Origin of the sequence: uncultured Clostridium sp., from assembly GCF_934754925.1 — a bacterium.
Taxonomy (GTDB): domain Bacteria; phylum Bacillota; class Clostridia; order Clostridiales; family Clostridiaceae; genus Clostridium.
Window position 1 is genome coordinate 17,665 of the sequence record NZ_CAKVJA010000031.1, and the last position, 12,798, is coordinate 30,462.

At 26.8% G+C, this 12,798-nt stretch carries 11 protein-coding genes and 1 pseudogene; 3 read left to right on the forward strand and 9 right to left on the reverse strand.

Annotated features, from left to right (window positions below):
- Position 1: 1 nt before the first annotated feature.
- From Q0G30_RS10195 to Q0G30_RS10205, 3 genes are all read right to left on the reverse strand, one after another.
- Complete coding sequence (locus Q0G30_RS10195) at positions 2 to 1,012, reverse strand: ABC transporter permease subunit (protein WP_204572470.1); 1,011 nt, start codon at positions 1,010 to 1,012, stop codon at positions 2 to 4.
- A 232-nt stretch (positions 1,013 to 1,244) separates the two neighbouring features.
- Complete coding sequence (locus tag Q0G30_RS10200; protein ID WP_204572471.1) at positions 1,245 to 2,342, reverse strand: response regulator; 1,098 nt, start codon at positions 2,340 to 2,342, stop codon at positions 1,245 to 1,247.
- Between the two features lie 3 nt (positions 2,343 to 2,345).
- The gene (locus Q0G30_RS10205) at positions 2,346 to 4,088 is read right to left on the reverse strand and encodes a histidine kinase (protein WP_294389435.1); all 1,743 of its coding nucleotides are present in this window, start codon (positions 4,086 to 4,088) and stop codon (positions 2,346 to 2,348) included.
- Between the two features lie 122 nt (positions 4,089 to 4,210).
- On the opposite strand from Q0G30_RS10205, the gene Q0G30_RS10210 reads away from it, so the two are divergent.
- Both Q0G30_RS10210 and Q0G30_RS10215 read left to right on the forward strand, forming a co-directional pair.
- Positions 4,211 to 4,885: a DUF624 domain-containing protein gene (locus tag Q0G30_RS10210; RefSeq protein WP_204572711.1), complete on the forward strand. Its 675-nt coding sequence runs from the start codon at positions 4,211 to 4,213 to the stop codon at positions 4,883 to 4,885.
- 373 nt (positions 4,886 to 5,258) lie between these two features.
- On the forward strand, positions 5,259 to 6,569 hold the full coding sequence (locus Q0G30_RS10215; RefSeq protein ID WP_204572712.1) for a glycoside hydrolase family 125 protein: 1,311 nt from the start codon (positions 5,259 to 5,261) through the stop codon (positions 6,567 to 6,569).
- A gap of 81 nt (positions 6,570 to 6,650) precedes the next feature.
- Here the strand turns inward: Q0G30_RS10215 and Q0G30_RS10220 are convergent, their stop codons facing one another.
- From Q0G30_RS10220 to Q0G30_RS10230, 3 genes are all read right to left on the reverse strand, one after another.
- Positions 6,651 to 7,373: an amino acid ABC transporter ATP-binding protein gene (locus Q0G30_RS10220; RefSeq protein WP_294389440.1), complete on the reverse strand. Its 723-nt coding sequence runs from the start codon at positions 7,371 to 7,373 to the stop codon at positions 6,651 to 6,653.
- On the reverse strand, positions 7,360 to 8,040 hold the full coding sequence (locus tag Q0G30_RS10225; protein WP_294389442.1) for an amino acid ABC transporter permease: 681 nt from the start codon (positions 8,038 to 8,040) through the stop codon (positions 7,360 to 7,362). The genes Q0G30_RS10220 and Q0G30_RS10225 overlap by 14 nt, the downstream gene beginning before the upstream one ends.
- 141 nt (positions 8,041 to 8,181) lie before the next feature.
- Positions 8,182 to 9,033, reverse strand: coding sequence for a transporter substrate-binding domain-containing protein (locus Q0G30_RS10230; protein WP_294389443.1), 852 nt, complete (start codon positions 9,031 to 9,033; stop codon positions 8,182 to 8,184).
- A 356-nt stretch (positions 9,034 to 9,389) separates the two neighbouring features.
- On the opposite strand from Q0G30_RS10230, the gene Q0G30_RS10235 reads away from it, so the two are divergent.
- Complete coding sequence (locus Q0G30_RS10235; RefSeq protein WP_294389445.1) at positions 9,390 to 10,472, forward strand: PRK06851 family protein; 1,083 nt, start codon at positions 9,390 to 9,392, stop codon at positions 10,470 to 10,472.
- Positions 10,473 to 10,810: 338 nt separating this feature from the next.
- Here Q0G30_RS10235 and Q0G30_RS10240 read toward each other — a convergent pair whose 3' ends face one another.
- From Q0G30_RS10240 to Q0G30_RS10250, 3 genes and pseudogenes are all read right to left on the reverse strand, one after another.
- The gene (locus Q0G30_RS10240) at positions 10,811 to 12,085 is read right to left on the reverse strand and encodes a 4Fe-4S binding protein (protein ID WP_294389447.1); all 1,275 of its coding nucleotides are present in this window, start codon (positions 12,083 to 12,085) and stop codon (positions 10,811 to 10,813) included.
- A 127-nt stretch (positions 12,086 to 12,212) separates the two neighbouring features.
- A complete protein-coding gene (locus tag Q0G30_RS10245) occupies positions 12,213 to 12,596 on the reverse strand; it encodes a hypothetical protein (protein ID WP_294389448.1) in 384 nt (127 codons plus the stop codon).
- Between the two features lie 127 nt (positions 12,597 to 12,723).
- A pseudogene (locus Q0G30_RS10250) lies at positions 12,724 to 12,798 on the reverse strand (ABC transporter ATP-binding protein); the annotation flags it as partial.

The following is a 12,798-nucleotide window of genomic DNA, read 5'->3' on the forward strand; positions in this document are numbered from 1 at the left end:
TTTAGAAGAATGCACTTTCTTCATCTACTTTCTTAACTATTGCGTTTGTTGTTATTATAAGAATCATTCCAACAAAAGATTGATATAATGCTGCTGCCGAACTCATACCTACGTTACCTAAATTCATAAGACCTCTATAAACATAAGTATCAATAACGTTTGTTACTGGGTATAATGCTCCTGAATTTTTAGGTAATTGATAGAATAATCCAAAGTCAGATCTGAACATTCCTCCAATAGATGTTATGAACATAATAATTATTATTGGTTTTAATAAAGGAATTGTAATGTTCTTAATTTGTTGCCACTTGCTAGCACCATCTATTAATGCTGCTTCATAATATGTTTTATCTATACCACATATTGATGCAAGATAAACAACTGTACCATATCCTACACCTTTCCATTGGCTCATAATGATTATTATGAAAGGCCAGTAAACTGATTCTGTATACCAAGATACCTTGTCCATCCCCATTGATGCGAATATTGTATTTAAGTAACCCTTTTCTGGACTTAAAAAAGCATATAAACAATAACTAACTACAACCCATGATAAGAAATAAGGTAAGAACATTGATGTTTGATAAAATTTTGAAAGTCTCTTATTAAATATTTCTTTAAGCAATATTGCTAATGTTACTGGTAATACTATACCTAATATAATAAATACAAGATTATACAGAACCGTATTTCTTGTAATTAACCAAGCATCACTACTTTTAAATAAAAACTTAAAATTATCTAACCATACCCAATCACTCTTTAACCAACTTTCAAAGAAACTACCATGTATTTTCCAATCTTTAAATGCAATTGTTACCCCGAACATTGGTAAATATGCAAATATTAAAAACCATATTGTTCCTGGAACTGTTAGTAATAGTAATTCTTTATTTGCTTTTACAGTAGAAAAAAATGTTTTTTTATTTACCTTAATATCTGTATTTATCTCTTGGCTTTTCTTTATATTAGATTTTCTAGATTTTTTAATTTCTAGTGTTTCATTCATTTTCAACTCCCCTTCCCAGTAAACGTTTTTACTATATTTAAAATATATCATGGTTAAATTTCAATTTATAGTTGAAAATATACAGATTTATTGTACTAATTAAAGTTTATATACTATTAAGGCAAAAAAGTTAAAATATTTACTTCTCTAAAATTACTTAGTGATATATACAAAAAGATCATCTCAATAGCCTGGAAATAAACTTCCTTACTCATGAGATGACCTTTTTATATTAATAATTCTTTAACTCTCTTAACATTGCTGGACTTACACCATAGTACTTTTTAAACTTTCTATAGAAGTAGCTTGTGTCTGAATATCCAACCTGTTTTGCTATATCATTAATTTTCATATTTGTATTTAATATTAATTCTTTTGCTTTGCTATTTTTTTCTTTATTTAAGTAATCTGAAAATGACATTCCAACTTCTTTGGTGAATAATTGTCCTAAGTATGAACTATTTATATTAAAATCATTAGCTAATACTTTAAGACTTAAGTCTTCATAGTAATATTCTTTAACCTTTCTTACTATTTGTTGAATAACTGGACTAAATTTTTCTGTATTAGAGTTCATAATTTTTAATAAATTATCAACTTCTAAAATTATAAAATACTTTATATTTTCTCTAGACTTTTCATTAAATAATTTTATTATATTGCTAATTAAACTATCTTCTCCAATATTTTTATCAATTTTAAATTCATATGATATCTTATCAATTAATAAAAATATTTTAACTGATAAATCAAATATATTTTTAGTAGAAAATTCCTTTTTATCAAACAATGTTTCAAGATATTCTATAATCTTCAATCTATCTTTTTCCATAATTAACTTACGTAGCCTGTCCATTTCTTCTTCAAAGCTCAACTTTTTATATTTTTCATTAAGTGAAGTTTCATTACTTAATACTTTATTTAATTGCTCTTCTAAATTATTATTCTTTTCTGATTCCAACTTCTTTTTACAAATTTTTTTAATGGTTTCTTCTAATTCCATATCATCTATTGGCTTTAAAATATAGTTTTCAACTCCTAAACTTATTGCTTTTTGCGCATATGAAAATTCATCATATCCACTTAAAACTATAAAGCTAACGTCCTTATTAATCTTTTTTATTTCATTTATTAAGGTAAGCCCAGACATAATAGGCATATTAATATCTGTTATTACAATATCTACTGGCTCCTCCTTAAATTTATCTAAGGCATCTCTTCCATTTTTAGCTTCATGAACAATTTCTAAGTCCATACTATTCCAATCTAAAATATACTTTAATCCATCTAAAATTAATTTTTCATCATCAACAAACATTAACTTATACATTTTTTATTCCCCTCTCATTGGTATATTCAAAATAATTCTTGTCCCATTTTCAAATTCTTCATCTACTTTTACACCATATTCTTCTCCATAGAGAAGCATGATTCTCTCGTGCGTGTTTGCTATTCCTATTGATTTTCCTGAGAAATCCTTTTCTTTTATCTTTTGATTTATTTCATTAATTTTATTTTTATCTATTCCTATACCATTATCCTCAATAACAATTTTTATATTATCATTATTTTTAGAAATATCTATATGCAACTCATTATCATAATCTTCTCGTCTTATTCCATGAACCGTATAGTTTTCAGCTAATGGTTGCAATACAAATTTTATTATTTCTTTATTTAATAATTCCTGTTCACAATTTATATAATAATTAAATTTATCATCATATCTAAACTTAAATAATTCTAAATACTCCTTACAATAATTAATTTCCTTTTCAATGGTTATCACATCATCTTCTTTTAATTGATTCCTAAATAAATTTCCTAAAAGGAATAACATCCTCCCAACATCTCTATTTCCATTTGCTATAGCCTTCATTCTTATTGATTCTAAAGTATTATATAAGAAATGAGGGTTTATTTTACTTTGTAGTGATAACATTTCAGCTTTCTTTTTACTAAGCTCAGCTTCCTTTTTATTCATTTCTGCTAAATAGCTAATTTCTATATGATTTTTTAAATCAATACACATATCATTAAATTGAGTAGCTATATAATTTAGTTCATCCTTATCATCAGTAATATCAATTCTTACATCAAGGTTTCCTGCTTTAACTTGGTCCATAGTAGTTATTATTTTATTCATTCTTTCACTTAAGTTTTTTAACTTAATATGAATTATAAAAATAGCTACTACTACAACTAAAATATCTATAAATATTAACATCAAATAATAGGTTAATGGTAATTTTGTAGCTTCATAACTATTAATTCTTCCTAAAATTATATTACCTAACTTATCTACAATTACATTAGTATAATAAATATTTCCGTCTAAACTTATCTTATCTCCTATAGATAATTTTCCAATATATCTCATTAACGTTTCTCTATCATAGTCATCATCTGAATCAAATATAACTTTTCCATATTGGTCTATTATGATAGCATCATCTCCATAGGATTGTACCATTTCATCAATAACTTGACTATCATATGTTATTAGTATTAATCCTTCTTTTTTCAAGTCTACAGGATTACTAATTTCTTTTATATAAGAAATTTTACCATTTTCAGATATAACCTTCTGATTTTGCATACTCTCTACAGTATTTCTATCTAAAACTTCTTTACTTATTGTTCCATCTGTATCAAGTTCTATTAGTTCCTGTCTTGCATATGATAAAAACTTAATACTTACAATTTGTCTATAAGTATTAAAAGCTTGATTAACATATCTTTGAATTCCATTATAAAACTCTAAATTAGACTTTGCTAAATAATCTAATTTCATCTTTAAATAAGTTGTAGAATCGTTATTTAATAAATTTACAAGATCTGTTGCAATAAAGCTTTGATCATAAATACCATTTACTATCCTATCTACTGAATTAGTATTTTTTATTAACTCTAACTCAATATCTTCAATCATTTTTTTATTTAAATATAATTTTTGACTCTTGATATTTTCTTTAGAATAATATATAAAATATGCATCTAATGATAAAACGCAAGTTACTAATATAGCTGTATAAATTATGAATAACCTCTTATAAACTGCATTATATTTTTTCATATTTCAATCTCCCTATTTCTTCTAATACTTCATATATTTTATCATTAAATCATTAATTGACAAAGTAAACGTTTTTAATTATACTTAATTTTACTATAAAACCGATAAAAGGAGGAGTTTTTATGAATAATATTTTTAGTCTTCAAAAAATACTCAATTTCTTTAATTATGTATTTTATTTCTTTGTACTTAATGTAGTATTCTTATTTTTTAATATTCCTTTACTTGCTTTTATATTTTTAATAGGCATAAGTAAAATTGGAACCTATTTACCACTATTTTTAATCACTCTAATTCCATTTGGTCCATCTATTACAATGCTTCTTTACTGTACTGGTAAACTAATTAGAAATAAAGATTTAGATCTTATACCTGATATTAAACTTGGTCTTAAATTAAACTTTAAACAATCTCTTATTATCTGGATTGTAGAATTAGCATTAATATTTATTTTAAATATCAATATTAAATTTTTCTCAAATTATAGCATAATACTATCTGGTGTATTTCTATTAATTTCATTACTACTCCTATTTACAAGTCCTTATATTTACGTACTTATAAGTAGATTTTCTATGAATACTAAAGATATTATTAAAAATTCTTTTATCTTAGTATTTACTAAACCACTAATATCAATTGCTAATATATTTTCAATAGTCTTTACCTTGATCTTATTTGAAATCTCACCTGGGACAACCTTTTTATTCATGGGAAGTGTACTAGCATTTTTAATTAGTTATTGTAATAAATTCTTATTAACAGAACTTGAAAATAACTCTAAAAATAATAATTAATATTTAAAACATAGATTATATTAAATTCTATAAAAATATTATAAGGTTATATTTTGTAAAATTTAACTTTATATAATATTTCTATAAATCTAATATAATCTTATTTTTTTTAAATTTATAGTTATTTTTAGTGGATAAATTATTAATATAGTTGCTTTATTAAAGAAATGTATTATAGTGCTATTTAAAATAAGTATTAGTCGATATAAAATTATTATTGACATATACATTTACTACTGTTTTAATCCATGTAATCTTATACATCATATAAATTACACGCTTATTTTTATATTATATATCTAGGTTTAAAGCAGTAGTATCTATATCTTAACTTTAAATATTATTGAGGAGAAATTCACTTGGAGGAATAAATATGGTTAATATTACAGATACAATAAAAGAAATTAGTAAAACTGAAGAAATTAAAAGTCTTATTCGTAAAATAGGTACTGATTTATCAAATAAAATTGATGATATTAAACTTAAAAGGATATTTTATAACTGCTTTATTAATACAATGGATACAACAGTTGACTATAACGAAGAAAATATGGATACATTCATAATTACAGGTGATATTCCAGCTATGTGGCTTAGAGATTCTACATCTCAAATCGAACACTATTTACCATTTATTAATGAGCATGAAGACTTAAGAAAACTTTTTGTAGGGCTTATTAATAGACAAGTGTTTTGTATTCTACATGAACCATATGCTAATGCTTTTAATAAAACAGGTAATGGTCAAAAGTGGGACAACGATATTACAAAAGATAGCCCATGGGTTTGGGAAAGAAAATATGAAATTGATTCACTTTGTTTTCCAGTAAGACTTATCTATAAATACTGGAAAAAATCTAATGATTCTTCTTTCTTTAACAATGAAATTAGAAAAGTATTTTATAAAATAATAGACCTTTGGAAGATTGAACAAAATCATTTTGAATCCTCTGATTACTCATTCCAAAGACTAAATTGTTCACCTACAGATACACTTACTAACGAAGGCTTAGGTGATCCTGTATCTTATACTGGAATGACTTGGTCAGGTTTTAGACCTAGTGATGATGCTTGTAAATATAATTATTTAATTCCATCAAATATGTTTGCAACTGTTGTTCTTGGTTACATTTCAGAAATATCTGAAATTGTATTTAAAGATAATAACCTAAAAAGTATTGCAGATGAATTAAAGCATGAAATTGAAGAAGGAATAAATAAATTTGGTATTATACATACTGAAGAATTTGGTGATATATATGCTTATGAAGTTGATGGTTTAGGTAACTATAACCTTATGGATGATGCAAATGTTCCAAGTCTTTTATCTATTCCTTATATTGGATATAAAGATATTGATGATGAAATATATCAAAACACAAGAAAATTTATTTTAAGTAAAAATAATCCTTACTATTATGAAGGATCTGTAGCAAAAGGTATAGGAAGTCCCCATACTCCACCAGAATATATTTGGCATATTTCACTCTCTATGCAAGGGTTAACTACTAAAAACGAAACAGAAATAAACAATTTAGTTAATACACTAATAAATTCTGATGGAAATACTGGTTATATGCATGAAGGATTCTATTGTAATGATTCTAGCAAATTTACTAGAGAATGGTTTGCGTGGTCAAATTCACTTTTCGCAGATTTTATATATAAGAAATATATTAAATAAATTATTCCACTATTTATTTAAATATAAAAAAATCCACCTGCCTACTGGCATGTGGATTTTTTTCATTAATAAAACTTTTATCTATAATACTTTTGATAAAAAATCTATTGTTCTTGGATTCTTTGGATTTGAGAATATTTCATCTGGAGTACCCTGCTCTACAATATTCCCATTATCCATGAATAAAATTCTATCTCCAACTTCTCTTGCAAATCCCATTTCGTGAGTAACAACTACCATTGTCATACCCTCTTTTGCAAGATCTTTCATAACATTTAAAACTTCCCCAACCATTTCTGGATCTAATGCAGACGTTGGTTCATCAAATAGCATAACATCTGGCTCCATAGCTAATGCTCTTGCTATTGCTATTCTTTGCTTTTGACCACCTGAAAGTGATGATGGATAAGCTGTTGCTTTATTACTTAATCCAACTCTCTCTAATAACTCCATAGCTTTCTTCTCTGCTTCTGCTTTACTAAGACCTTTAACTTTAATAGGTGCTATCGTTAAGTTTTGCAATACAGTCTTATGTGGGAAAAGGTTAAACTGTTGAAACACCATTCCCATCTTTTCTCTAATTTTATTTATATCTACTTTTTTATCTGTAATATCATTGCCTTCGAATACTACTTTACCTGAGGTTGGTTCTTCTAATAGGTTTAAACATCTTAAAAATGTACTTTTACCTGAACCTGATGGACCTATTACAACTACCACTTCCCCCTTTTCTATATGCTCATCTATTCCCTTTAAAACATCATTTTTTCCAAAACTTTTATGAAGATTATTAACGCGAATCACTTTTTTTCATTCTCCTTTCTATAAGAGATATAATTCTACCTAATGTAAATGTCATAATGAAGTAAAATCCTGCTGCCACTATATATGGCTCTAATCCTCTATATGTTGATCCTACTACAACCTTTGATGCAAACATTAATTCATTAACACCAATTATTGACGCCATTGATGATTCTTTAATTATTGCAACAAACTCATTACCTATTGCAGGTAATATATTTTTAACAGCCTGTGGTATTACAATTAATATCATTGCTGTACTCTTTTTCATACCTAAGCTTCTTGCAGCCTCCATTTGTCCCTTGTCTACTGCTTCTATACCAGCTCTTACTATTTCTGACACATATGCTGCTGAATTTAGTGCAATTGCTATTATTGCTGATGTAAATGGCTTTAAGTCTATTCCAAAGAACATTTTAGAACCAGCATACATAATTAAGATTTGTAATAGCATTGGTGTCCCTCTAATTATTTCAATATAAATTACAGCTATTATTTTTAAAGGCTTAATCTTCCAAATATGAAAGTTAGAGCTCTTCATAAAGAATAATACTGAACCAAATAATGCTCCAAAAAGTACTGTAATTAAAGAAATTAATAATGTATATTTAACACCTTGTAAGTAATAAGGTATATATTGCGGCACAAAACTAAAATCAAAATTCATTTTCTTATCCCCCTCTTTTTTTATAAAATTTACTATTTAACAGAGCTTGCCCCAAAGCTCTGCTATAACTAAATTTTATATTTAAAGCTTACTCTTACTTTTATAGCCCCAATTTTGTAAAAGAAACTTTAATTAACAATATTATTCTTCTACTATATTAGCAGTTGCTGCTAATTCATTAGCTTTTACTATATATTCATCCATTTTTCCAGTTTCATTTAATTCTTTTATAACTTCATTTACTTTAGCTAATAGCTCTTCATTTCCCTTAGCAACACCTACTGCATTTCCTCCAGATTCCTCTTCATATGTTGGTTCACCAACTGCTAATTCTGGATTACTTTTAACTGCCATTTGTGCAACTGGTTTCTCCATAATTATTGCATCAACTTTTCCTGATTTTAATTCTAATATTAAGTTATTAACATTAGCTAATAGTTGTAAATCTGCATTTGGAATTTCATTCTTAGCTATTTGTTCTTGAGTTGATCCTAATTGAGCTCCAACCTTAGCCCCTTCTAAATCAGCAAAAGTTTTATACTTGTCCACATCTTCTGCTCTAACTAATATTCCATGTTGTGAATTGTAATAAACCTCTGAAAAGTCTACTACTTTAGCTCTTTCTTCAGTAGGATTCATACCTGATATTACCAAATCTACCTTTCCTGCTGGTAATGCTGTTACTAATGCATCAAAATCCATTTCTTGAATTACTAATTCAACGCCAAGTTTACTAGCTATCTCATTAGCTATATCTACATCAAATCCACCAATAACATCTTTACCATTTTCATCTATGTAATGAAATTCATATGGTGCATAATCTGCACTCATTCCAACGACAACTTTTCCCTTATCTTGTATTGTTTCTAATAAATCATTTTTATTTCCTGCTGCACTTGTATTATTAGATGATCCACATCCAACTAGCCCCATAGTCATAATTCCTAATAATGCACTTGCAACTACCTTTTTAATTAATCCCTTTTTCATATTTAAATCCCCCTTAATTATTTACTGTAAAACTTTTCCTAAACCATAGTATAATTATACATCTATTAATCATATTTATGCAATACCTTTTTTATATTTTTTATATTTTTTTATATTTATGCATAAAAACTATATTTTAAATGAATATTTTTACGTATATTATGTTTTTTATAAACATAAACTGTATATTCTTTATGCATATATACATGTTTTATTCATTGTTTTTGTATAAATATTATTGTTATTATATTTATTAATATAAATTCTCTAGAAATTATTTATTTTATTTTGTCCATTTTTTAATGCATACTGAATAAAATATTATGAACAAGTTATATTTATTTAGGAGTGATTTAATGTCTACATTAAAAGAAAGGCATCTATTCCCTGGTGGAAATACTTCAAAAGGATTCTATTCATTTTATAGATATGTACTTCCACAAGATGATGCTAGACGAATTCTTTGTATAAAAGGTGGCCCTGGAACAGGTAAATCTCAATTAATGAAAAAAGTTGGAGCTCATTTTAATAAAAAAGGATATACAATTGAATATCACCACTGTTCTTCAGATCCAAATTCTTTAGATGGTGTTTTAGTAAAAGAATTAAACATAGCCTTATTAGATGGTACTTCACCTCATATAGTTGACCCTATTAATCCTGGCGCTGTTGACGAGATACTTAATATGGGTGATGCTCTTGATATGGATATGCTATCTAAAAACAAAAAAGAAATAATATCCTTAAACAAAGAAATAGGTAAAAACTTCAAAAGAGCTTATAGATTTTTAGGGTCTGCTAAATCTATTCATGATGATTGGAGTAGCTTAAATTATGAATCCTTAGACTCTAACAAAATTTATAATTTAATTGAAAATTTAAAGAATAATATTTTTAAAGTTGATAAATTTGGCTATGGTAATGAACGTCATTTATTTGCAACTGCAATTACTCCTGATGGAATCATTACTTATGCTGACTCTCTAAGTACTGATTTTAAGAAAAAATATGTATTAACTGGCGGGCCTGGATTTGGTAAAACTGATATTTTAAAATTTATAGGAAGCTGTGGCCAAAAGAAAGGTTATTTTATTGAATATATGCATGATCCATTCGTCCCTGAACGTATTGAGCATATTTTCATTCCTGAAATTTCTACATGTATTATAACTAATAATGAAATTAATCAAGCTAATTATACTGGAATAGAGTATAACTTGTTTGATTATACTAAGTCTAATTTATCTTCATCAAAAAATGATGATATAAAGTATGATAGCGATTTATTCTATGATTTGATTAATAAGAGTATTTCTTTAATTCATAATGCCCATCTTTTACATGATGAATTAGAAAGCTATTATATTAAAGCTATGGACTTCTCTGTAGCCGATAACATCTACGAAAAAGTCATTAAGAAGCTAGAAAAATACGAGTAATATTGTACACTAAAGCATTTGTGCCGTGATGCCGAAAATTAATGATATAACCTCCATTAAGTCATATAATTTCGCTAAGAATTTATATAATACTTCCTTTCGGTAATATCATTAATTTTTCTCTATCACTAGCTTTAAAGCTTAAGTATACAATTTCACATACTCCAATCTAAAAAGTTAACGACTTCTCATATGATCCCCTAGAAGAAGTCGTTAATTTTCAAGTGCGAATATTAATGAAAGCAGTGAATCATAAATTCTAGGCAAAAATTTTACCATTATCAGAAAAATACTATTTTATATTTCAATCTCGTAGTGCTCACAATTTAGTTATATTATTACTTGGTATCCAATAACTTATCTAAATATATAGACTTCATCTGTTCACTGGCCATTGCTTTTTTTACTGGTGAAAGTTTTAATATTGATGATAATATTGCTGCCATGGCTCTATGACTTGCTAGTGCTCTATTATCAAAAATAAGGTTAGATAACTGACCTTTTTCTATGGCCATAAGTACAACTCTGTGAACTGAAGTTGCTGGAGTTATTATTCTTTTTCCTCTTGATTTTAACATTAGGCTATTATTGAAACAATTTCTTACACATACTCCACAACCTAAACATAAATCTTTATCAACTTCCGCTACTGTTTTCTCCATTGGTGTACCTTTATTTATAACTACATTTTTAATAGCTCCAACAGGACATTTCCTAATGCATTTTCCACAGTTAACACAAGTATCTTTATTTACTTCTGCAATAAAATTAGTAGTTTCAACTGGATGCATTACTCCAAATTTCTTAGCTGCAAGCATTGCTTCACAACAACATCCACAGCAATTACAAATGAAGTTTACTCCCTTTCTAACATTTTCACCACATTGTACTAAATTACTTTCATAAGCTAAATCTAAAAGATCTAAACATTCTGAAGCATCTACTTTTCTTGCATGACCATGCTTAATTAATGATGAAGCTGTAGTATTAAATGTCATACATATATCCATTGGTGAATCACAGGCCTTACCCATATGATGCATTTTATGTCTACAGTAACACATACTAATTCCTATATCACTTGCAGTCTTTATTATATGAGAAGCCCTTTCATAATCTAAAACTTCTACTGAATTATCATTTGTAAGAACTTTTTCTTGAACATAAACTCTACCTAATTTAGTTTCTGCACTATAAAATAGGTCTTTAATAAAATCTTCTTCTACGTTTAAATATTGATAATATAATTCTGCTAATAGTTTTTGATCTACATCTCCTCTCGTTCTCATCATACTAAACTCTAAGAATCCAGCCATTGGAGGTGGTAGCATAAATGTTCTTTTTCCGTCATGCTCAATATCTAGTAGGATTGCTCTACTTGCAAGTTTATCTAAAATCTTTTCTGCTTCTATAGGTTTCATTCCCCATATTTTCGCTGCTTTTTCTATACTAAATGCCTTTATTGGTAACTGTGCAACTAACTCAGCTTCCTTTTCATCGAATAGTACTTCTAATATTTTATAAAGTGTATCTGATGCTGGTGCCCCTTGCGGAAATCTATTTAATCTTTCTTCTAAGCTTTTGTATGCTGATTTTCCAACTATATGTGACATTATTAATATCCTCCATTCACAATCATATAGTTAATTTTACCATCACATACAATTATTTTCTATTTTAAAAATTTTTATACACCCCTCAAGGGTCATAGCTATCAAAAGAAACCATGTTTTTTATCTACTAATCTAAATTTAATTTTTTATTTAAGATATAATTTGAAATTATAAAGTATGCTATAGAAAATAGTATACTTATACCTAACATTACTCCCATAAATATACTCACTGCAGTAATTTCAGAATTATTCATAGTGCCTGTTAAATCTAGTCCTAGCATTAATGGAAGTTGAACCATTGATGCTATTATATTAGTTGCAATATTTAATACTATAAATGCTCCAAATGAAGCTAATATTTTTTGTTTTTGAAATAAACTTCCTATAGATAGTGATGCATATATCATTAGTATTGAAAATACTACATTTATAATCATCATTAATATTATTTCTAATATTATTAAGAATCCCTGAGTTCCAGCTATTTTATTTACATCATTAAAGAACACTGGAATTGTAGTAATTATTTTTGTAAATAATCCTTTTTGATAAGCTAAAATTATAATTGAAATAACTGAAATAACTATGCTTGCTATTGACCAAACTAATGCTACTACAAGCTTACTTAATATATTATGATACTATCTTTTTTGTTTCAGTCCCTGGCTTCATACCACAAATTAAAATTTCTCCACTTGTTGGAGTTAAAAG